The 20,910-nt window shown below is 69.2% G+C and carries 19 protein-coding genes and 1 riboswitch; of the genes, 11 read left to right on the forward strand and 8 right to left on the reverse strand.

What is annotated here, in order from left to right; all coding sequences use genetic code 11:
* Positions 1-46 precede the first annotated feature (46 nt).
* Entirely contained in the window at positions 47-1,540 is a 1,494-nt protein-coding gene (gene yczR, locus ACWEOI_RS06980; protein WP_433669092.1) for a MocR-like transcription factor YczR, read from the reverse strand.
* 62 nt (positions 1,541-1,602) lie between these two features.
* Between yczR and ACWEOI_RS06985 the strand changes: the two genes are divergently transcribed.
* Both ACWEOI_RS06985 and ACWEOI_RS06990 read left to right on the forward strand, forming a co-directional pair.
* Complete coding sequence (locus tag ACWEOI_RS06985) at positions 1,603-1,905, forward strand: hypothetical protein (RefSeq protein WP_452359134.1); 303 nt, start codon at positions 1,603-1,605, stop codon at positions 1,903-1,905.
* Between the two features lie 52 nt (positions 1,906-1,957).
* Positions 1,958-2,518, forward strand: a complete 561-nt coding sequence (locus ACWEOI_RS06990; RefSeq protein WP_433669089.1) for a methylated-DNA--[protein]-cysteine S-methyltransferase — start codon at positions 1,958-1,960, stop codon at positions 2,516-2,518.
* Positions 2,519-2,587: 69 nt separating this feature from the next.
* Here the strand turns inward: ACWEOI_RS06990 and ACWEOI_RS06995 are convergent, their stop codons facing one another.
* The 3 genes from ACWEOI_RS06995 to ACWEOI_RS07005 form a co-directional block, all read right to left on the reverse strand.
* Positions 2,588-3,589, reverse strand: a complete 1,002-nt coding sequence (locus tag ACWEOI_RS06995) for a hypothetical protein (protein ID WP_452359135.1) — start codon at positions 3,587-3,589, stop codon at positions 2,588-2,590.
* A gap of 241 nt (positions 3,590-3,830) precedes the next feature.
* Positions 3,831-6,443: a LuxR C-terminal-related transcriptional regulator gene (locus ACWEOI_RS07000; RefSeq protein ID WP_433669085.1), complete on the reverse strand. Its 2,613-nt coding sequence runs from the start codon at positions 6,441-6,443 to the stop codon at positions 3,831-3,833.
* Between the two features lie 64 nt (positions 6,444-6,507).
* On the reverse strand, positions 6,508-7,329 hold the full coding sequence (locus ACWEOI_RS07005; RefSeq protein ID WP_404205045.1) for an MmyB family transcriptional regulator: 822 nt from the start codon (positions 7,327-7,329) through the stop codon (positions 6,508-6,510).
* Between the two features lie 102 nt (positions 7,330-7,431).
* Here ACWEOI_RS07005 and ACWEOI_RS07010 point away from each other — a divergent pair, with 102 nt between their 5' ends.
* The gene (locus ACWEOI_RS07010) at positions 7,432-7,968 is read left to right on the forward strand and encodes a YceI family protein (RefSeq protein ID WP_433669081.1); all 537 of its coding nucleotides are present in this window, start codon (positions 7,432-7,434) and stop codon (positions 7,966-7,968) included.
* Between the two features lie 84 nt (positions 7,969-8,052).
* Here the strand turns inward: ACWEOI_RS07010 and ACWEOI_RS07015 are convergent, their stop codons facing one another.
* The 3 genes from ACWEOI_RS07015 to ACWEOI_RS07025 form a co-directional block, all read right to left on the reverse strand.
* Complete coding sequence (locus ACWEOI_RS07015; protein WP_433669079.1) at positions 8,053-9,150, reverse strand: CoA transferase; 1,098 nt, start codon at positions 9,148-9,150, stop codon at positions 8,053-8,055.
* Between the two features lie 100 nt (positions 9,151-9,250).
* Positions 9,251-10,117, reverse strand: coding sequence for an amidohydrolase family protein (locus ACWEOI_RS07020; protein ID WP_452359136.1), 867 nt, complete (start codon positions 10,115-10,117; stop codon positions 9,251-9,253).
* A 91-nt stretch (positions 10,118-10,208) separates the two neighbouring features.
* The gene (locus tag ACWEOI_RS07025; RefSeq protein WP_433669076.1) at positions 10,209-11,600 is read right to left on the reverse strand and encodes an FAD-dependent oxidoreductase; all 1,392 of its coding nucleotides are present in this window, start codon (positions 11,598-11,600) and stop codon (positions 10,209-10,211) included.
* 222 nt (positions 11,601-11,822) lie between these two features.
* Here ACWEOI_RS07025 and ACWEOI_RS07030 point away from each other — a divergent pair, with 222 nt between their 5' ends.
* From ACWEOI_RS07030 to ACWEOI_RS07050, 5 genes are all read left to right on the forward strand, one after another.
* The gene (locus tag ACWEOI_RS07030) at positions 11,823-12,257 is read left to right on the forward strand and encodes an Rv0361 family membrane protein (RefSeq protein ID WP_433669074.1); all 435 of its coding nucleotides are present in this window, start codon (positions 11,823-11,825) and stop codon (positions 12,255-12,257) included.
* Positions 12,258-12,320: 63 nt separating this feature from the next.
* A riboswitch (SAM riboswitch) is annotated at positions 12,321-12,436 on the forward strand.
* 14 nt (positions 12,437-12,450) lie between these two features.
* Entirely contained in the window at positions 12,451-12,873 is a 423-nt protein-coding gene (locus ACWEOI_RS07035) for a rhodanese-like domain-containing protein (protein WP_433669073.1), read from the forward strand.
* A complete protein-coding gene (locus ACWEOI_RS07040; protein WP_452359137.1) occupies positions 12,870-14,084 on the forward strand; it encodes an O-succinylhomoserine sulfhydrylase in 1,215 nt (404 codons plus the stop codon). Before ACWEOI_RS07035 ends, ACWEOI_RS07040 begins: the two co-directional genes overlap by 4 nt.
* A 107-nt stretch (positions 14,085-14,191) precedes the next feature.
* Entirely contained in the window at positions 14,192-14,830 is a 639-nt protein-coding gene (locus ACWEOI_RS07045) for a DJ-1/PfpI family protein (RefSeq protein WP_433669069.1), read from the forward strand.
* On the forward strand, positions 14,827-15,288 hold the full coding sequence (locus tag ACWEOI_RS07050; protein ID WP_433669067.1) for a MarR family transcriptional regulator: 462 nt from the start codon (positions 14,827-14,829) through the stop codon (positions 15,286-15,288). The genes ACWEOI_RS07045 and ACWEOI_RS07050 overlap by 4 nt, the downstream gene beginning before the upstream one ends.
* Here the strand turns inward: ACWEOI_RS07050 and ACWEOI_RS07055 are convergent, their stop codons facing one another.
* The gene (locus ACWEOI_RS07055) at positions 15,289-16,047 is read right to left on the reverse strand and encodes an HAD-IIA family hydrolase (RefSeq protein ID WP_452359206.1); all 759 of its coding nucleotides are present in this window, start codon (positions 16,045-16,047) and stop codon (positions 15,289-15,291) included. It lies immediately after the preceding gene.
* Between the two features lie 193 nt (positions 16,048-16,240).
* Here ACWEOI_RS07055 and fgd point away from each other — a divergent pair, with 193 nt between their 5' ends.
* The 3 genes from fgd (at position 16,241) to ACWEOI_RS07070 (ending at position 20,763) form a co-directional block, all read left to right on the forward strand.
* Positions 16,241-17,254 (forward strand): glucose-6-phosphate dehydrogenase (coenzyme-F420), encoded by a 1,014-nt coding sequence (fgd, locus tag ACWEOI_RS07060; protein ID WP_452359138.1) that lies wholly within the window; start codon positions 16,241-16,243, stop codon positions 17,252-17,254.
* A 233-nt stretch (positions 17,255-17,487) separates the two neighbouring features.
* A complete protein-coding gene (gene pta, locus ACWEOI_RS07065; protein ID WP_433669064.1) occupies positions 17,488-19,566 on the forward strand; it encodes a phosphate acetyltransferase in 2,079 nt (692 codons plus the stop codon).
* Positions 19,567-20,763, forward strand: a complete 1,197-nt coding sequence (locus tag ACWEOI_RS07070; RefSeq protein WP_452359139.1) for an acetate kinase — start codon at positions 19,567-19,569, stop codon at positions 20,761-20,763.
* Positions 20,764-20,910 lie beyond the last annotated feature (147 nt).

A 20,910-nucleotide genomic window follows, 5' to 3' on the forward strand; every position in this document is an offset into this window, starting at 1 on the left:
CCCCGCCGCATCGAATGCGGCGGGGGCGAAGTCGTTTCCGGCGGCCTCAGTACGTGATGAGCGGCGCCAGTGGGTCGGCCGCGTGCGGCGTCAGGCCCTGATAGGCCGCGGCGATCGACTTCACCGCGATGCGGATATCGGCCTCCTCGTGCGTGAACGGGAGACGGATGAACCGCTCGAACGCGCCCTGGACGCCGAAACGTGGTCCGGCGGCGAGCAATACGCCGTGATTGGGCGCGGTGGCGGCGAGCGCCGTCGAGACCGGAGCGGGGAGCTGGGCCCACAGGGACATGCCGCCCGCGCCGGGGGTGACCCGCCAGTCGGGGAGTTCCTCGGCGAGGGTTTCCAGCAGGACCGCGCGGCGGGAGCGGAGTTGCGCCCGGCGGGTGGTGAGGATCTCGTCCTCGTTGCGGAGCAGGTGGACGGTGGCCAGCTGATCCATCACCGGGGTGCCGAGGTCGACGGTGGAGCGGGTGCCCAGCAGTTTGGTGATCAATGGCTGATTGGCGCGGACCCAGCCGACCCGCAGACCGCCCCAGAACGACTTCGACGCCGAACCGATGGTGACGATCTCCGAACCGCGGGCGAAAGCCGCCGCGGGCGGCGGGGATTCGACACCGGACAGGTTCAGGTCGCCCATCGACTCGTCCACGATCACCGTCATCCGGGTCTCGCGGGCGATGGCGGCCAGCTCGGCGCGGCCCTCCGCGTCCAGCAGATGCCCGGTGGGGTTGTTGAAGTCGGGGATCAGGTACGCCATGCTGGCGGCGGTTTGCCGTGCGGCACTGCGGATTCCGTCCAGATCCCAGCCGTCCGGGCGCATCGGGACCGGCACCGGGCGCGCGCCCACATCGCGGATCGCCTCGATGGCGTTCGGGTAGGTGGGGTGCTCGATCAGCACCCGCTCGGCCGGGGTGGTGAGCACATTGAGCAGCAGGCGCAGGCCGTGCTGCGCGCCCAGGGTGATGAGGATCTGGTCCGGTTCGGTGGGCAGGCCGCGTTCGGTGTAGCGGCGCGCCAGCGCCTCGCGCAGCATGAGCACACCCACCGGGTCCATGCCGTGCGTGCCCAGATAGGTCGGAAGACCTTGCAGGGCAAAGGAGTACGCCTCGGTCATCTGCGGCGGGGCGGCCATGGACGCGTAGGTCATGTCGATGGTCGGCAGTTCCGGCTGCGCCATCATGGCCAGGATGCTGCGGGCCGGCTTCGCGCCGTCGTGCACCACGGTCGGCGGCAGCGCCACCGTGCTGCGCGAACCCTGACGGCTGATCAGGTAACCGTGTTCGCGCAGTAGCGAATACGCGGAGGTGACGGTGGTGCGGCTGACCGCGAGGCTGGTGGACAGGTCGCGTTCGCTGGGCAGGGCCACGCCCAGCGGGGCGCGGCCGTCGTGGATGAGCAGGCGGATGCTCTCCGCCAGGGCCACGTACGCGGGCCGCGCGGACCGTTTGCCGTTGTCTGCGGCCGCGCCCGGTTCGTCGTTTCGCCACCGGCCCAGGTCGCGGGTGAGGCTGGCCGCGCCGATCACTCGTGTCGCCATACAGGCCAGTATCCAGGTACTGGATATTTTCTTCAAGTCCAGGGTGGGTCCACCATGGGGTCATGGTCGCACTACTCGGTTCCTTCGTGATTGTCGCCGCATTCGCCGGTCTCGTGTACCGGTTCGCGCCCGCACCCGGCGAGCGCTGGGGTGTGCTGCTGGAGCGGTATCGCCCGCATGCCCCCATGTCAGACTGGTCGGTCGGCGAATATGAAGCGGCCCGCCAGTATTCGGACCTCGCCGCCATCGCCTCGCTGCGCCCCGATCTGCCCGCGGAGCCCGCGCACCGGAGGTCGGACCGTGGCGCTTCGGCTGCGGCGGCCCTCTCCACCATCCCCTGCCGCAGCGAGTCAGTCCAGTTCTAGCAAACTGGCCTTGAATCCGAGTTCTGTCGGTGCCACCGTGCACACTGGCCTTATGTCCGCCCCGGTCCGCCCCCAGGCGTCGGCGGCGCTCTTCGATACCGCGATCGGCGTCTGCGCCATCGCCTGGAGCGCCACCGGCGTCCTGCGTTTCGCCCTCCCCGACCGCGACTCGGCGGCCACCCGCACCCATATCCTGCGCCGTCACCGCCGCGCCGACCTCCACGAGGCCGCCCCCACCCCCGAGATGGCCGAGGCCATCGCCCGCATCCAGGCCCACCTGACCGGCGACCTCGACGACCTTCGCTGGATCCCCGTGGACCCCACCCTCTTCAACGATTTCGACCGAGCCGTCTACGAGGTCACCCGGGCCATCGACCCCGGCCACACCCTCAACTACGGCGCGGTCGCCAACCGCATCGGCGCTCCCGGTGGCGCCCAGGCCGTAGGCCAATCGTTGGGCCGCAACCCCATCCCGCTGATCATCCCGTGCCATCGAGTGCTCGCCGCCGATCACGCCCTCCACGGCTTCTCCGCCCCCGGCGGCCTCACCACCAAACAGCGCCTCCTCGAAATCGAGCGCACCCCCGGCTTCGGCGAACCCACCCTCTTCTGACCGCCCCCCGAACAACGACGCCCGCACCGAGCAGGTCGGTGCGGGCGTCGCCACGAAATCGGCTGTCGGCTACAGCGCGCCACCCAGGAAGCCGCCGACGGCAGCGCCCGCCGCTCCGGCCACCGCCCCGCCGGCCAAGGCGGCCGGGATGCCTGCGGCCGCCGCTCCGGCGGCCGCGCCGACGCCGCCACCGATGAGAGCTCCGCCGATCATTCCGCCGGGGACGTCGACCGCCGCGAGGCCCGGCATGACCACGACCGCGGCCGCTCCGAGCCCGGCTCCGACGGCAGTGCCGATGGCGGCACCCGCCAGTCCGCCCGCGGCGGCGCCGGCCGCAGCCGCGGGGACGCCCGCGCCCACCGCGCCGAGGCCCGCGCCGATGGCCGCACCGCCGAGGGCGCCCGCGGCGATCTTGTCGGAGCGGGTCGGATTGACGCCGATGGAGTTGAGGCCGGTGGCGAGGCCCGCTTCGGCGTCGGCGGCGACGCCGTTCACGCCATTGAGGATGTTGTCGGGGAGTTCGTCCGGGGCCGGGGTGGTGAAGTCGCCGATGCGGACGGTGCGCGGGGGCGGGGCGATAGGGAGTACCGGAGTGACCGCGGTGGGGGCGTGCAGGGTCTGCACATCCAGGGCCGGGGCCGCGTCGCGGGTGTTGGGGATGGGGCGGAAGTTGGCGGGGACCGGGTAGTCGGCGAGCTGCGACTGCGGCTGCGGCGACGGGGGTCGGGCGGGGACGGTGACACCGGGCTGCACCGTGGTGACGCGGATGGGATGGTCCTGGTCGCCGGTGGGGACCGCGACGCCCGGCTGGGCGGCGGCGGTGCGGGGCGAGGGGAGGATGCCGGGGCCGGTGGCCTCGATGCCCCAGGGGTTCGGGTCGGCGGGTCCGGGCTGCGCGGCATCGTTCGGGGAGCTGTTGCCGCCCGGAGCGATGCTGCCCGTCAGGGGAACAGCGGCCTGGGTTGCGGTGCCGTCGGCGACCTTGACCGGTTCGCCGTTCGAGCAGGCCACGGCCAGTGCCAGTGGGATGGCCCCGACCGCGAGCGCGCGCCGGGCCACACTGCCGTTCATTTCACGAATTCGACCACGCACGCCGAAACACCAACCTTCCGAACATATTTCGTTTCACCGGTCCGGCGGACCGCCCATCGATGCCGGTGATTCGCGGCCGCCCCCGGCAAGAGCGTTGCCGACAGTCCGGTGTGACCGCGTTTACGCACGTCACAGCGCCGGATCGGGGGTGCGAAGTTTCTGACCGTCAGGTTGTGACCCTCATCGGGTGCACACTGCGCGGAAGGGTGCCGATGTCGGGTCAGTTCGCGGTACTGCTGGAAGACGTCCCGCCCCGCATAAGATCCGCCAGCGCCTCACGATCGGTGACATCGAGCTTGATGCACGCCCGGTACAGATGGCCCTCCACCGTCCGCACCGAGACGGTCAGCCGATCCGCGATCTGCCGATTCGACAGCCCGGCCGCGACCAGATTCGCGATCTCCCGTTCCCGCGCGGTGAGCGGCAACGGCTGCGCGGACTGCCGCAGCGCCGGGGTGGAGGCTCCGCCGCAGGCGGCGGCCAGCCGGTTGGCGGTGGCCGCGGATTCCAGCAGGCGGCGGCGATCCCCGGCCCGCTCGTGCGCGGACGCGGCCTGCGCGGCGGCGTCGGCGGCCGACAGCATCGCCCCGATGGATTCGAATTCCGCTGCGGCGGTGTCCAATCCGGGCCCGTCGTGCGCGGCGACCGCGACCGCGTGCCGGGCCTGCACCTGTACCAGCCGCCCGTCGATGCGGGCCGCCAGGTCGGCCAGCCGCCCCGCGACCGAGGGGTCGCCGAATCGGGCCGCGGTGTGCAGCGCCATCGCCTCGACCGCGTGCTGGCGGGAGCGCGCGGCCAGGTCCGCGGCCCCGATGGCGAGCCGGACGGCCGGTGTCGCGGTGCCCTCGGCCCCGGCCTGCATGGCGCGCGCCAGCTCCAGCAGCGCTCCGTACACGGCGCTGTGCCGTCCGCCCCGGAAGGCCGCTGCCGCAATGGCTTCCGAGGCCTCGGCGGGCCGCCCGAGCGCCGAATAGGCTTCGGCGAGCCGCAGTTGCGCGGGGAACATCCAGGCCGCCGCGCCCTCGGTGGTGAGCGCCGCGAGCGCTTGTTCGAGATTGTCGATGCCCTGCGGGAACTTGCCCTGCGCCACGTCCACGGTGCCCTGCAGGATCTTGACCAGCCCCCAGGCCAGGTACTGCCCGGGGGAGGAGAACGGGTAGGGCCGGCTGGCGCACGTCCGCGCGGTGTCGAGCTCCCCGGTGAAGGTGAGCGCCAGCACCTCGGCGTGGGTGAACATGAATCGGTTCAGCCCGTCGATGTGGGGTTCGACGCTGTGTCCGCGCGCGGCGTACTGCCGGGCCGCCTCGCCGCGCCCCATGAGCGCCAGCGCGAGTCCGCCGCCGAACGCCGCCCAGTACACCGCCCACGGCGGCGCCTCGGGGGTGGACATGACCGATTCGGCGAGGGTGATCGCCTCCTCGATCCGGTTCTCGTTGACCGCGCAGGCGGAGGCCAGACCGTCCAGCGCCGCAATGATTTTCGGGTGGCTGACCCGGCTGCGCACCGAATCCAGCACGGCGTCGGCGCGGTCGGCGTCACCCATGGCCCACAGCAGGTTCGAGACCCGGGTGCTGCCCCAGCGCGCCAGCTGGACCTCGGTGAGCTGGTCGGGGTCGAATCCGGCGAGGGTGCGTTCGGCCTCGATGCGATGTCCCTGCCAGAGCAGGGCGCGGGCGAGCAGATCGGCGGCTTCGACGCCGCCCTGTCGTTCCACGGCGGCGCGCGCGAACCGTTCTCCCAGTGGCAGGTTCGCCAGGCTGATGGCGTCGGCGGCCGCGGCCAGGAACAGTTCCAGGTCGGCGGATTTGTCGCTGTCCAAGGCCAATTCGGCGAGCCGGATGCGTTCGGAGGCGGAGTTGACGGGCCGGTCCTTGAGCGAGGAGTACAGCCGTCCGCGCAGTCGCCGCGCCGACGCGATGCCCAGCCGCCGCCGGATCACCTCGCCGAACAGCGGATGGTTGTAGCGCACCAGCAGCTGGTGCCCGTTCTCGACAATCCTGATGAGCCCGCGGGTTTCGGCCGATTCGACGGCTTCCTCACCCGCGATCTCGGACAACACGTCCAGGTCGATGGGCTCGCAGAAGGTGAGCAGTTCCAGCACCCGCAGCACCGTTTCGGGCAGCTGTTCCACCCGATCCTCCAGCAGCGCAGCCAGTTCCGAGGTGACGGCGGCCCGGCCGCGCAGCTGCCACACCCCGTTGACCTGCCGCAGCGTGCCCGCCTCGAGCGCGCCGTCGACGAGGTGGCGCAGGAAAAGCGCGTTGCCGCCGGAGGATTCCCACATCAGGTTGGCGGTGAAGCCCTCCAGCTGCCCGCCCAGCATGGATTCCACGAGTTCGACGCTCTGCCGCTGGGTGAAGGGGGCGAGGTCGATGCGCAGCAGGTGCCCGTCCTTCCACAGCGAGGTGATGGCGTCGGGCACCTGCACCCCGCTGCGCACGGTGGCCACGATGTGGGCGGCCCTGTCGATGGCCAGCTGCAGCAGCAGGGTGGCGGAGAGCTGGTCGAGCAGGTGGGCGTCGTCGACGCCGATGATGGTGTGCCCGTCGGCGAGCAGCGCTTCGCGGGCGGCGGCCATGAAGGTCACCGGGTCGTGGGCGGTGTACACCCCCACCATGTGCGCGAAGACTCCGAGCGGAATGCTGCGGGCGGATTCGGTGCCGGCCACCCAGCGGACATTTCCGGCGGCGGCGGTGGCCATCCGCGCCAGCGTGGTTTTCCCGACCCCCGCGTCACCCGTGAGCACCACACCGACGAAGTCGCCGCCGGTGAGCGCCGACCTGATCGATTCGAGCTCGTTCTCCCGTTCGACCATCGGCCAATTCCGAGCCATGGATCAACTGTAGTTCGCCGGGCCCGCCCCGGCGGTCGGAACGCGGGCGTGCGAGCTGCGGTTTTTATTCGTTGACCAGCCGCAATCCAGGGGTTCGGGCGTGTCGGCGGTCGACCAGCCAGATCATGACCGTCTGGTCCGCGGCCGGATCCAGGGTCTCCACTTCGACCTCCACCTCGCCGCGCAGCGGGTGCTGCAGGCGCACCACGACGGAACGGAAGTCGGTGAGCCGGTGCTCACGCCAGCGCCGCTCGAACTCGGGATTGCGGCTCAGCGTCTCGATGGTCCCGGCGACCGAGGGGTCGTCGGGGAATCGGGTGGCGGCGGCCCGCAGCGCCGAGGTGGCCATGTCGGCGACGTCGGTCCAGTTGAGGAAGGTTTTCCGGGCGGCCGGATGGTCGAAGACGTAGATCGCGAAGTTGTTGTGCGCCTCGGTGTCGAACATGCCGAGCGGTTCGGTGAAGTCGCGGAAGGACGGGTTCCAGGACAGCAGGTTCAGCCAGCGGCCGAGCACGAAGGCGGGTGTGGGCTGCAGCGCGTCGATGACGGCCTGGATGGTGTCGGAGACCTGTTCGCGGGCCTGTCCGGCGGCCGGGCAGGTGGTCTTCTGTTCCAGGCCCAAGGCCAGCTTGCCGAAGTGGTGTTTCTCGACTTCGTTGAGCCGCAAGGCATCCGCGAGCGCGGCGAGCACGGCGGTGGAGGGGTTGGTGTCGCGTCCCTGTTCCAGCCGGGCCAGGTAGTCTGCGCTGACGCCGGCGAGCGCGGCCACCTCCTCGCGGCGCAGGCCGGGTGTGCGCCGGCGGCGGCCGCTGGGCAGGCCGACGTCCTCGGGCTGCAGCTGGGCGCGTCGGGCGATCAGGAACTCGGCGAATTCGGAACGGGACACTCTTCCATACTGCCTGGTCCGTGTTCCGTTATCCCAGCCCTGCCAATCCCCGGATAACCACGGTGTGGATAAACGGACCGGAGTCCACTTACGGTAGGTGACATGACGACTTCCGAGCAGACCACCCTCGCCCCCGGCTCCTGGACCCTGGACGCCGCCCACTCCTCGGTCAACTTCACCGTGAAGCACCTGGGCATCTCCAAGGTCCGCGGCCGCTTCAACCGCTTCGAGACCGGCTTCGTGGTCAACGAGGCCGGCGAGGCCGCCATCGAGGCCACCATCTACTTCGACTCCTTCGACACCGGCAACGAGATGCGCGACGGCCACGTCCGCAGCGCCGACATCCTGGATGTCGCCAACCGCCCGCACCTGACCTTCCGCATCCCCGAGCCGATCGCCCTCTCGGACGAGTTCGAGGTCACCGGTGAGGCCACCATCGGCGGCATCACCAAGCCGGTCACCCTCGCGGTCGAGTGGGGCGGCGTGCAGGTCTTCCCGCAGGACAACAAGGAGCACGCGGGCTTCAACGCCACCGGCTCCATCAAGCGCAGCGACTTCGACGTCGCGCCGGGCATGCCGAACGCCATGCTGAGCGACAAGATCGCCATCGAGCTGGACATCCAGCTGGTCGCCCCGTAATCCCCGAGCCACGCTCCGCCGCATCGGAAAAGTCAACGCCCCCTGTGGAATTCCACAGGGGGCGTTCGGCCGTGCACGGGAAGGTCAGTCGGCCCAGACGGTCTCGATCGGGGTGCCCTCGTTCGGCGGCGGCGTCGGAACCGCGGCCGGAGTGCGCGAGAAGCGCGGGGCCGGGGCGTGCTGCACGACGCCGTCGATCTCGACCAGGCCGGTGCGGGCCTGGATGTGCGGGTTCTGCTCGGCCTCGGTGAAGGTCAGCACCGGGGTGGTGCAGGCGTCGGTGTGTTCGAAGATCGCCCACCACTCGTCGCGGGTCTTGGTCTTGAACTTCTCGGTGAACAGCTTGCGCAGCTGGTCCTGGCCGTTGGGGTCGAGCTGGTTGGGCAGGCCCTCGGGGGAGATCTCCAGGCCCTGCAGCAGTTCGGCGTAGAACTGCGGCTCGATGCAGCCGACTGCCATGTACTTGCCGTCGGAGGTCTCGTAGGTGTCGTAAAACGCCATGCCGGTGTCGAGCAGGTTGGTGCCGCGCTCGTCCGACCACAGGCCGACGCCCTTCATGCCCCAGATCATGTGCGACAGCGCGAGCGCGCCGTCGATCATGGCGGCGTCGATGACCTGGCCCTTGCCGGAGTTCTGGCGTTCCACCAGCGCGGCCAGGATGCCGAAGACCAGGAACATGGAACCGCCGCCGAAGTCGCCGACCATGTTCAGCGGCGGGACCGGCCGCTCGCCCTTGCGGCCGATGGCGTTCAGCACACCGGTGAGGGAGATGTAGTTGATGTCGTGGCCCGCGCGGTCGGCCATCGGGCCGTACTGGCCCCAGCCGGTCATGCGGCCGTAGACCAGGCGCGGGTTGCGCTCCAGCGCGGCGTCGGGGCCCAGGCCCATGCGCTCGGTCACGCCGGGGCGGAAGCCCTCGAGCAGCACGTCGGCCTTCTCGATGAGGCCGAGCACCTTCTCGATGTCGGCCGGATCCTTGAGGTTGGCCTCGACGATGGTGCGGCCGCGCCACTGCGGGCGTTCCATGAAGCCGGGCAGCATGCCGGGCCGTTGGACCCGGACCACGTCGGCGCCGAGGTCGGCGAGCAGCAGTGCCGCGTGCGGACCGGGGCCGATGCCGGCCAGTTCAACAACCCGGATGCCCGCGAGCGGGCCCTGCTTGGCGGTGGATGGAGTGCTCACGCCCTACCTCGGTTCGTCGTCGAATGCTGCGCACCGGCTCACTCGCCGGTGTTGACGCTATGACAATAACGCGAAGGTTCGGAAGCGCGGAGGGCGCGGCCTATCGATCGATGCGGGGCAGCGGGAGCGTGGCCGGGTGCTGGGGACCGGGCAGTTCCGAGCGCGGCAGCCGCAGCGTCGGCGGTTCCCCGGTCGAGCGGTTCGCGGCCGGGTCCTCGAAGTCGCGGACCTTGGCGGGCAGGCCGTAGAAGGCGCGGGCATTGTCTTCCAGGACCTTGTGCAGATCCGAGCCCACCGAGTCGGCGAGCAGGGAGATGTCGGCGTCGCGGAAGGGCCGCCCGGCCCGGGTGCCCGGCAGATCGGTGCCGAACATCAGGGCTTCGGGGTTGACCGTGTGGATCTTGCGCAGGGCCGAGCCGACGTTCATGGCCACCCGCCCGAAGCCGGAGGCCTTCACCTTGGCTCCCCGATCGACCAGGTTGAGCAGGTACGGCAGGCAGTCGTCGGACATGCCCAGGTGGTCGATGGACAGCTTGGGCAGCTTGGTGATGACCGGTTCCAGCGAGCCCAGCATGGACCCGTCGATGTAGAGCTCGACGTGCCACCCGGCCAGTTCGTAGGCGCGCAGGGCCAGCATGGTGAGCCCGACGATGTCGCCGCCCGCCCGCTTGAGGTTGAACCGGATGGCCCGCACCCCGGCCTTGCTCAGCGCGAGGATCTCGGCGTCGCTCGCGTCGACGTGCAGATTGGTGACGCCGACCCAGCCCTCGCCGAGTTCGGCGAGGGCGGCCAGCAGATAGCTCTGATCGGTGCCCTGGAAGGACCCGCTGACCACCGCGCCACCGTCGATATCGAAGCGGGACATGCGCTTGCGATAGTCGGCGATGGTGTACGGGTCGGGCAGGTAGCCCTCGTTCTCGACCAGCGGGAACCGCGGATCGAAGATGTGGAGATGGGCATCGAACACGTGATCAGCATGCCTCAGAACGGTGACAAGTGTGGACAACCTTGTCCGGCAGGCGGATTCACGCTGGTCAGGACGTCGGGTCGATAACCGCTCAGGAGGCCTTGTCGGGCTCGGAGGCGGCCAGCATCTCGTCGCGCTCGACGACCTTGACCCGCTCGCGACCCTGCGGCTCGCCGAGGGCGCGCTCGTGCGCGTCCAGGCGGTACCAGCCGGCCCAGGTGGTGAACGGGATGCCCTTGCCCTCGAGGAACTCGGTGACGGCCTCGAGCTCCGGCTTGGCGGCCGGGGCGAAGTCGGCGGCGTCGTCGAGCAGGCAGGCGATGGTCTCGTTGGCGTCGCCCTTGGTGTGGCCGATGAGGCCGACCGGGCCGCGCTTGATCCAGCCGGTGACGTAGGTAGCGGGCATGTAGCGAGCCGCGCCGTCGGCGTTCTCGTCGACGATCACGCGACCGGCCTCGTTGGGCACGGTGCCGGCCTGGTCGTCGAAGGGCAGGGCCGGGATGTTCTGCGACAGGTAGCCTACCGCGCGGTACACGGCCTGGATGTCCCAGTCCTTGAATTCGCCGGTGCCCTTGCAGTTTCCGGTGCCGTCGAGCTGGGTGCGCTCGGTGCGCAGGCCCACGACCTTGCCGTCCTCGCCCAGGATCTCCGAGGGGTTCTCGAAGAAGTGCAGGAACAGCTTGTGCGGGCGGTCGCCGACGTCGCGGATGGCCCACTGCTCGAGGGTGTTGCAGATCATGTCGACCTGCTTGGAGTGCCGGCGCGCGGCCTCGGAGCCCTCGTCGTAGTCGATGTCCTCGGGGTCGACGATGACCTCGATGGTCGGCGAGTGGTCGAGCTCGCGCAGCTCGAGCGGGGTGAACTTGGCCTGCGCGGGACCGCGGCGGCCGAACACGTGCACCTCGAGCGCCTTGTTGGCCTGGAGGCCCTCGTAGACGTTCGGCGGGATCTCGGTCGGCAGCAGCTCGTCGCCGGTCTTGGCGAGCACGCGCGCCACGTCGAGGGCGACGTTGCCGACGCCGAGGACGGCGACCTTCTCCGCCTCCAGCGGCCAGGTGCGGGCGACGTCGGGGTGGCCGTCGTACCAGGACACGAAGTCCGCGGCGCCGTAGGAGCCGTCCAGGTCGATGCCCGGGACGCCCAGCGCGCGGTCGGCGTTGGCGCCGGTGGAGAAGATGACCGCGTCGTAGAACTGCTGCAGGTCCTCGAGGGTGATGTCGACGCCGTAGTCGATATTGCCCAGCAGGCGGACCTGCGGCTTGTCGAGCACCTTGTGCAGCGCGGTGATGATGCCCTTGATGCGCGGGTGGTCCGGCGCCACGCCGTAGCGGATCAGGCCGAAGGGCGCGGGCATGCGCTCGTAGAGATCGATGCTCACGTCCGCGTCGGACTTCATCAACGCGTCGGCGGCGTAGATGCCGGCCGGTCCTGCGCCCACGATCGCAATGCGTAGCGGGCGGGTCGCTGCACTCTGTTCGGTCATTCTTCCGCGCACCCTTTGGGTCGAAACTAACTTGCCGTCAAAACTCAGCCGTCGCTCTTAGCTTAGGCTAAGTTGACGCTCTGGCCTCGGCGGCCTCCGTTGGCCCCCGACGCTGCAGCGTTGCTGCGTAGTCTTGCTATTCCCGCGCTGGGGCGGGAAATTCTGCTGATTCTATCGATGGCACGCGGCGGCCCGCACAAGGGGACCAGGCATGATCTACCCATGAGCGACGCCGAGGAGACCCCGATCCGGATCGACCAGAACGAGACCCGCAGCATGTGGCCGTTCCTGGTGGCGGCGGGAATCATCGCGGTGGTGATCCTGGGAATCGTGATCGCGTCGGTCGTGTCGCCGGTTGAGAAGAATGTCACAGATTCCGATCGGCTCTCGCTGGCGGCGACCAAGTTCGTGATGGCCCGCAACGACTCCGGGAAGTACGACCCGGTGCTGTCCTGCAAGGGATTCGACGAGAACGCCTCGCCGCTGAAGGCGGCCACCGCGACCGGCGGCTCGATCGCCTTCGACAAGCTGACCGACGCGTCCGTCACGGGCGACCAGGCCACCGCGCAGGTCACGTTCACCGTCGCCGGGGCGCCGACGACGTCGACGTGGCACTTCGCCAAGGAGAATTCCCGCTGGTTGGTCTGTAATTCGTGACAACGGCCGAATACCTCACTGGGGTTTGACAGTGGGGACGGTTCTTCGGCAATCTCAATCCCAGGTCATGAGTACCAGCGCCAAGCCCCGGCTGGCTGGTCGGCAACCCTCCTCCGCGGTGGGGTGCTCCGGGTGACGACCTGGCCTCGCATCGGACAGCGGTGCGGCAAGTGCGGATTCTCAGGAGGTACAAGTGAGCTACGCAGGTGACATCACGCCCAAGCAGGCGTGGGAGTTGTTGCGCGACAACCCCGATGCGGTCCTGGTGGACGTGCGCACCGAGGCCGAGTGGCGGTTCGTCGGCGTGCCCGACACCGGCGGCATCGGCCGTCCGACCGCGCTGATCGAGTGGGTCGACGTCACCGGTACCCCCAACGCCCGGTTCACCGACCTGCTGAAGCAGTCGCTGGCCCACCGGACCCCGGACTCGGACGCGCCCGTCATCTTCATCTGTCGCTCCGGCCAGCGTTCGATCGGCGCGGCCACCGCCGCCACCACACTCGGCATCACCCCCTCGTTCAATGTGGTCGACGGCTTCGAGGGTGCGCTCGACGGCCAAGGCCACCGCGGCAGCACCGGCTGGCGCGCCGACGGACTTCCGTGGAGGCAGTCATGATCACCGGCGGCTCTTTCGAGAAACCGCTCCCCGAGGGCGTCGGCCCCGCCACCCAGGCGGTCCGCGGCGGCACCCGGCGCTCCGGCTTCGACGAGACCTCCGAGGCGCTGTTCCTCAATTCGGGTTTCGTCTACGAGAGCGCCGAGGCGGCCGAGGCCTCCTTCACCGGCGATATCGAGCACTTCGTGTACTCGCGCTACGGCAACCCGACGGTCGCCATGTTCGAGGAGCGGCTGCGCCTGATCGACGGCGCGGAAGCCTGTTTCGCGACCGCGTCGGGCATGTCGGCGGTGTTCACCGCGCTGGGCGCGCTGCTGTCCGCCGGTGACCGGCTGGTCGCGGCGCGCAGCCTGTTCGGCTCCTGCTTCGTGGTGGCCAACGAGATCCTGCCGCGCTGGGGCGTGGAGACGGTGTTCGTCGACGGCGAGGACCTGAACCAGTGGGGGCAGGCGCTGTCCGTCCCCACCCAGGCCGTCTTCTTCGAGACCCCCTCGAACCCGATGCAGACTCTCACCGATGTGCGCGCGGTCTCGGATCTGGCGCACGCGGCGGGCGCGAAGGTGGTGCTGGACAACGTCTTCGCCACCCCGCTGCTGCAGCGCGGCTTCGATCTGGGCGCGGACATCACCGTCTACTCGGGCACCAAGCACATCGACGGCCAGGGCCGGGTGCTCGGCGGCGCGATCCTGGGTCCGCGGGAGTACATCGACGGCCCGGTGAAGAACCTGATGCGCCACACCGGTCCGGCGCTGAGCCCGTTCAATGCCTGGACCCTGCTCAAGGGTCTGGAGACGATGCCGCTGCGCCTGCGCCAGTCGGTGGACTCGGCGTTGAAGATCGCCCAGTTCCTGGAGTCGCATCCGGCGGTGGCGTGGGTGAAGTACCCGTTCCTGTCCTCGCATCCGCAGTTCGAGCTGGCCAAGCGCCAGATGTCGGGCGGCGGCACGGTGATCACCTTCGAGCTGAAGGCCGGCGACAACGAGGCCAAGAAGCGCGCGTTCGAGGTGCTGAACCGGCTGCGGATCATCGACATCTCCAACAACCTCGGTGACGCGAAGACGCTGATCACCCACCCGGCCACCACCACCCACCGGGCGATGGGGCCGGAAGGCCGTGCGGCCGTGGGCATTACCGATGGCGTGCTGCGCGTCTCCATCGGTCTGGAGGACGTGGAGGATCTGCTCAACGATCTGGATCACGCGTTGAGCTGAGCCGACGAGTAGTCGACAGGGCCGGAACCCATGGGGTTCCGGCCCTTCGTCGTTCATGGACCCGAATGATCTTGACAGCATGCTGTCAAAAATGACAGCATGCTGTCATGATGAAAACAGTGCACATGGCCGTCTACGACACCTTCTCGGACTGGGAGGTCGGCCACGCGACCGCACACATCAATCGCGCACTCTGGCACCGTGACCCGGGAACATGGCAGGTCAAGACGGTCGCCGTCAGCGCCGAACCGATCACCTCGATGGGTGGCATGCGCGTCCTGCCGGACGTCGTCCTCGACGATCTGAAGCCGGGCGACAGTGCCATGCTGATCCTGCCGGGCCTGGAGACCGAGCTTCATCCCGAGGCCCCCGCCGCTTTCGCCCGCAAGGCCCGCGAGTTCGTGACGGCCGGGATCCCGGTGGCGGCGATCTGCGGTGGCACCTTCGCGCTGGCGCAGGAGGGGCTGCTCGACGATCGGCCGCACACCAGCAATGCCGCCGAATACCTGGCCTACAGCGGCTACGCGGGCGGTGAGCACTTCGTCCAGACGCCCGCCGTCACCGGTGGCGACGTGATCACGGCGTCCGGCACCAGCCCGGTCGAGTTCGCGCGCGAGATCCTTGCTCGCCTGGACATTTTCGAGCCGCACGTGCTGGAGGCCTGGTACAAGCTGTACGGAAACAACGATCCCGCGGGCTTCTACACGCTCTACGAGTACGAGCAGCAGCGGGCGGCCGCGCGGTGACGCGCACCGGGCAGGAACTGTTCGCGACGGCGGCGGTCACGTCGTTCAAGCTGAACGGCCAATTCCTCGGCATCGCCGAGGAATTGGCGAGGCCGTCCGGGATCACGGTGGCGTGGTGGCAGGTACTGGGCGCGATCCTGCACCGGCCGTTGCCGGTGGCGGGCATCGCCCGCGAGATGGGCATCACCCGGCAGAGCGTGCAGCGCATCGCGGATGTGCTGGAGGGCAAGGGATTCGTCGAGTACCAGCCGAATCCGGCGCATCGGCGCGCCAAGCTGGTGGCCATCACCGAGTCCGGTCACGACGCGGTCCGCGCGATCGACCCGCAGCACGCGGCGATGGCGAAACGCCTTGTCGCGCAACTGGGCAGGGATGAGCTGGAGCGGGTCGTGGACGCGCTGACGACCCTGTCGGCCGCCCTCGACGCACTCGAGGACGACGCGACGGGCGCCGCCTGACTACAGCGCGAACGGGTCCTTGGTCTTGCCGACCAGCGAGGCGACCGATGGCAGGATGGCGGTCGGGCGGTACGGGAACTGCTCGACCATGGCGGGCGTGGAGATGCCGGTGGTGACCAGGATGGTCCGCATGCCCGCCTCCAGACCGGAGATGACGTCGGTGTCCATGCGATCCCCGATCATGACGGTGGACTGCGAGTGCGCGCCCAGCCGACGCAGCGCTGAGCGCATCATCAGCGGGTTGGGCTTGCCCACGTAGTACGGCTTCTTACCGGTGGCCTGGGTGATCAGGGCCGCGACCGAGCCGGTGGCCGGGAGGATGCCCTCGCGCGAGGGCCCGGTGGCGTCGGGGTTGGTGGCGATGAAGCGGGCTCCCGCCGCGATCAGGCGGATGGCGGTGGTGATGGCCTCGAACGAATAGGTGCGGGTTTCGCCGAGCACCACGTAGTCGGGGTTGGAATCGGTGAGGACGTAACCGATTTCGTGCAGCGCGGTGGTGAGCCCCGATTCGCCGACCACGTAGGCGGTGCCGTCGGGCCGCTGGTCCTTCAGGAAGGTGGCGGTGGCCAGGGCGGAGGTCCAGATGGATTCGACGGGGATGTCGAGGCCGGTGTGCTGGAGCCGGGCCTGCAGGTCGCGCGCGGTGTAGATGCTGTTGTTGGTGAGCACCAGGAACGGGATCTGGTTGTCGCGCAGTTCGGCGAGGAACTCGTCGGCTCCGGGCACCAGGTGGTTCTCGTGGACCAGGACGCCGTCCATATCGGTCAGGTAGGAGAGGATCGGTTCTCGGCTCGCGTTGGTCACGCGCATATTCTCCGCTATCCGCGGATCGAAAGCTCATATATTCCTGCGGTGTGACCGCTGCCGCACCGTCTTCCGGTGCTGACTAGTGTGCGAAGGAGGCCGTTCGCGCCGACCGGCGCGAGCGCAGCATGGCGACAGGAGTGCCCAGGTGAAGGACCTCAAGCTCGGTTACAAGGCGTCCGCCGAACAGTTCGGCCCGCGTGAGCTGGTGGAGCTCGCGGTGGCGGCGGAGGAGCACGGCCTCGACAGCGCCACGGTCTCCGACCATTTCCAGCCGTGGCGGCACAATGGCGGGCACGCCCCGTTCTCGCTGGCCTTCCTGGCCGCGGTGGGGGAGCGCACCAATCGGATTCAGCTCGGCACCTCGGTGCTGACCCCGACCTTCCGCTACAACCCGGCGGTGATCGCGCAGGCGTTCGCCACGCTGGGCTGCCTGTACCCGGATCGCATCATGCTGGGTGTCGGCTCGGGTGAGGCGCTCAACGAGATCGCGACCGGTTTCCAGGGCGAGTGGCCGGAGTTCAAGGAGCGGTTCGCCCGGCTGCGCGAGTCGGTGGAGCTGATGCGCGCGCTGTGGACCGGCGAGCGTGTGGACTTCGACGGCCAGTACTACAAGACCGTCGGCGCCTCCATCTACGACGTGCCCAAGGGCGGCATCCCGGTGTACATCGCGGCGGGCGGCCCGCTGGTGGCCCGGTACGCGGGGCGCGCGGGTGACGGTTTCATCTGCACCTCGGGCAAGGGCATGGACCTCTACACCGAGAAGCTGATGCCGGCCGTCGCGGAGGGCGCGGCCAAGGCGGGCCGTTCGGTCGACGACATCGACCGCATGATCGAGATCAAGATCTCCTACGACACCGATCCCGCTCTGGTGCTGGAGAACACGCGCTTCTGGGCCCCGCTGTCCCTGACCGCGGAGCAGAAGCACTCCATCACCGACCCGATGGAGATGGAGGCCGCCGCCGACGCGCTGCCGATCGAGCAGATCGCCAAGCGCTGGATCGTGGCCAGCGACCCGGATCAGGCCGTCGAGCAGATCAAGCCCTACCTCGACGCGGGCCTGAACCACCTGGTCTTCCACGCCCCGGGCCACGACCAGCGCCGCTTCCTCGACCTGTTCGAGCGCGACCTCGCTCCCCGACTCCGCGCGCTCGGTGTCTAATTGCCTTCCGCTTCGCTACAGGCGGGTTCGGGGCGCTGGAGGTCTCGTTCTTCCCTCCCTCCGCTCCTCCGCTTCGCTCCTCCGCTCCACTCAGTCCAGAACGAGACGCGCCCCGAACACTGGGTGGGCGAGACGTAACTGGATGTGAGGGTGATCTCCATCGGGGACGGGCATCGAACCCGCATGCCCGTCCCTGCGGAAAAGGGCGCATAACGGTCGGTAGGCTTTCGGCCATGGCTGCCACACCGGTCTCCAGTGTGTACATCGCGTCCCCCGAGGGCGACACCGGAAAGTCGACGGTCGCGCTCGGCGTACTCCAGGCCTTGGCGGCCACTACCCCGCGGGTGGGCGTGTTCCGGCCGATCACCCGGTCCGCCACCGCCCGGGACTACATCCTCGAGCTGCTGCTCGAGTATTCGACCGCCGACGTCGACTACGACCAGGCGATCGGCGTCACCTACGAGCAGGTGCACGCGGACCCGGACGCGGCGATCAGCGAGATCGTCATGCGCTATCACGATGTCGCCAAACACTGCGACGCTGTGCTCATCCTGGGTTCGGACTACACCGATGTGGCCAGCCCCAGCGAACTGCGGTTCAACGCCCGCATCGCGGTCAATCTGGGTGCGCCGGTGCTGCTGGTGGTGCGCGGAATCGGCCGCACCCCCGACGAATTGGGCCAGCTGGTGGAGCTGTGCCGCAGCGAACTGGTGGCCGAGCACGCCAAGCTGGTGGCGGTGGTCGCCAACCGCTGCGAGCCCGACCAGCTGGAGGCCGACGCCCAGGCTCTGGCCAAGGCGTGCGCGGTGCCGTCCTGGACGCTGCCGGAGGTGCCGCTGCTGCAGGCCCCCACCATGGAGGAGCTGCGCGAGGCGATCGACGGCGAGATCTACAGCGGCGACCCGGAACTCATGCACCGTGAGGCCCTCGATGTGATGGTCGGCGGCATGACCGCCGAGCACATTCTGGAACGTCTCACCGACGGCGTCGTGGTCATCTCGCCCGGCGACCGCTCCGACGTGCTGCTCGCCCTGGTGAACGCCCATGAGGCGGAGGGTTTTCCGTCGCTGGCGGGCATCATCATGAACGGCGGCATGCTGCCCGATCCGGCGGTGGCCCGGTTGATGGCGGGCCTCAAGCCGCGGTTGCCGATCCTGTCCACCGACCTGCGCACCTTCGATGCCGCCAAGGCCACCGCGTTGACCCGCGGCCGGGTCTCGCTGTCCAGTATGCGCAAGGTGGACACCGCGCTGGCGTTGATGGAGGAGCGGGTCGATCCGCGGGAGCTGTTGCGGCAGATCGAGATTCCCATTCCGAACATCGTGACCCCGCAGATGTTCGAGTACCAGCTCATCGAACGGGCCCGCGCCGACCGCAAGCGCATCGTGCTGCCCGAGGGCGACGACGACCGCATCCTGCGCGCCGCGGGCCGGGTGCTGCAGCGCAAGATCGCCGACCTCACCATTCTCGGCGACGAGGCCGCGGTGCGCGGCCGCGCCGCCGAACTGGGCGTGGACATCGACGCCGCCGAGGTGCTCGATCCCCAGACCTGTCCGCTGCGTGACGAATTCGCCGAGGAGTACGCCCGCCTGCGCGCCCACAAGGGCATGACGGTGGAACGGGCTCGCGAATACATCGGCGACATCTCGTATTTCGGCACCATGATGGTGCACATGGGGGTCGCCGACGGCATGGTGTCGGGCGCGGCGCACACCACCGCGCACACCATCCGCCCGTCCTTCGAGATCATCAAGACCGAGCCGGGCGTGTCCACGGTGTCGAGCGTGTTCCTGATGTGCCTGGCGGACCGGGTGCTGGTGTACGGCGACTGCGCGGTGGTGCCGGACCCGACCTCGGATCAGCTGGCCGATATCGCCATCTCGTCGGCGCGGACCGCCGCCCAGTTCGGCATCGACCCGCGCGTGGCCATGCTCTCCTATTCGACGGGCGAGTCGGGCACCGGCGCGGATGTCGACAAGGTGCGCGACGCCACCAAGTTCGTGCACGATCGAGCCCCGGAGCTGCTGGTGGAGGGCCCGATCCAGTACGACGCGGCGATCGAGCCCGCGGTGGCAAAGACCAAGCTGCCGAATTCCGCGGTGGCCGGGCAGGCGACGGTCTTCATCTTCCCGGACCTCAATACCGGCAACAACACCTACAAGGCCGTGCAGCGCAGCGCGGGCGCGGTGGCGATCGGCCCGGTGTTGCAGGGTTTGAACAAGCCGGTCAATGATCTGTCGCGGGGCGCGCTGGTCGCCGACATCGTGAACACGGTCGCGATCACCGCGATTCAGGCGCAGCAGGAGGCGTAAATGAAGGTCCTGGTGATCAATTCGGGTTCCTCGTCGATCAAGTACCAGCTGCTGGAGCCCGCCACGGCCGACGTGTGCGCGCACGGCATGGTGCAGCGCATCGGCGAGGCGGTCGAGTCGGACGCGGTGACCGTCGAACACCACACGGGCGAGAAGACTTTCGAGTACCAGGGCTCGATCGCCGATCACGCGCAGGGCCTGCGGGTGGTGTTCGACCTGTTCATCGCGAGCGGCCAGGATCTGGCGCACGCCGATCTGGGCGCGGTCGGGCACCGGGTGGTGCACGGCGGCGAGGTGTTCTATGAGCCGACGCTCATCACCGACGACGTCGTGCAGGCCATCACCGACCTGTCCGCCCTGGCGCCGCTGCACAATCCGCCGAATGTGATCGGCATCGAGTCCGCGCGGGCGCTGCTGCCGCGGGTGCCACAGGTCGCGGTGTTCGACACCGCCTTCTTCCACAATCTGCCCGCCGCCGCCAAGACCTACGCCATCGACGCGGAAACCGCCGCGGCGCACGGGGTCCGCAAGTACGGGTTCCACGGCACCTCGCACGACTACGTGTCCGGGCAGGCGGCGGAGTTCCTCGGCAGGGATCGCGCCGAGCTGAACCAGATCGTGCTGCACCTGGGCAACGGTGCGTCCGCCTCCGCCATTCGCGCGGGGCAGGCGGTGGACACCAGCATGGGCTTGACGCCATTGGAGGGCCTGGTCATGGGCACCCGGTCCGGGGATCTGGATCCGGGCATCATCTTCCACCTGATCCGTACCGCGGGCATGGATGTCGACGATGTGGACGCCCTGCTCAACCGGTATTCCGGGATCAAGGGCCTGTCCGGGGTCAATGACTTCCGCGAGCTGGGCCGTCTGATCGAAACCGGCCATCCCGCCGCGAAACTCGCGTTCGATGTCTACATCCACCGGTTGCGGCGCTACATCGGCGCGTACCTGATCGAGCTGGGCCGGGTGGACGCGATCACGTTCACCGCCGGGGTCGGCGAGAACGACGCGCGGGTGCGCGCGGAGGCGCTGGCGGGTCTGGAGCGCTATGGCATCCGGATCGACGCCGACCGGAACACCGCGAAAGACCGGACCGCACGCCGTATTTCGGCCGACGACTCGGAGATCTCGGTGCTGGTGGTGCCGACCAACGAGGAGCTCGCCATCGCCCGCGCGGCCGCGCAGCTGGTCGGCTGAGGCTTCCTCACGAAAACATCATGATGCGGTCGGCACAGTGGTGCCCGGACCGGTTCCCGCCGGTCCACCGGAACCCGTGTCGCACCACGCACGACCGCGGTGGTGGCCGTCAATCCCTCGCCGGTCACATGGTCTCAGGCTGCCCTC

This window comes from Nocardia sp. NPDC004340, assembly GCF_053602575.1.

Coding starts and splice junctions, on each gene's coding strand:
- pta (WP_433669064.1), top strand. CDS start 17,488: ATGGCTGCCACACCGGTCTCCAGTGTGTACATCGCGTCCCCCGAGGGC.
- ACWEOI_RS07070 (WP_452359139.1), top strand. CDS start 19,567: ATGAAGGTCCTGGTGATCAATTCGGGTTCCTCGTCGATCAAGTACCAG.
- yczR (WP_433669092.1), bottom strand. CDS start 1,540: ATGGCGACACGAGTGATCGGCGCGGCCAGCCTCACCCGCGACCTGGGC.
- ACWEOI_RS07025 (WP_433669076.1), bottom strand. CDS start 11,600: ATGACCGAACAGAGTGCAGCGACCCGCCCGCTACGCATTGCGATCGTG.
- ACWEOI_RS06985 (WP_452359134.1), top strand. CDS start 1,603: ATGGTCGCACTACTCGGTTCCTTCGTGATTGTCGCCGCATTCGCCGGT.
- ACWEOI_RS06995 (WP_452359135.1), bottom strand. CDS start 3,589: ATGAACGGCAGTGTGGCCCGGCGCGCGCTCGCGGTCGGGGCCATCCCA.
- ACWEOI_RS06990 (WP_433669089.1), top strand. CDS start 1,958: ATGTCCGCCCCGGTCCGCCCCCAGGCGTCGGCGGCGCTCTTCGATACC.
- ACWEOI_RS07045 (WP_433669069.1), top strand. CDS start 14,192: ATGATGAAAACAGTGCACATGGCCGTCTACGACACCTTCTCGGACTGG.
- ACWEOI_RS07040 (WP_452359137.1), top strand. CDS start 12,870: ATGATCACCGGCGGCTCTTTCGAGAAACCGCTCCCCGAGGGCGTCGGC.
- ACWEOI_RS07000 (WP_433669085.1), bottom strand. CDS start 6,443: ATGGCTCGGAATTGGCCGATGGTCGAACGGGAGAACGAGCTCGAATCG.
- ACWEOI_RS07055 (WP_452359206.1), bottom strand. CDS start 16,047: ATGGACGGCGTCCTGGTCCACGAGAACCACCTGGTGCCCGGAGCCGAC.
- ACWEOI_RS07010 (WP_433669081.1), top strand. CDS start 7,432: ATGACGACTTCCGAGCAGACCACCCTCGCCCCCGGCTCCTGGACCCTG.
- ACWEOI_RS07030 (WP_433669074.1), top strand. CDS start 11,823: ATGAGCGACGCCGAGGAGACCCCGATCCGGATCGACCAGAACGAGACC.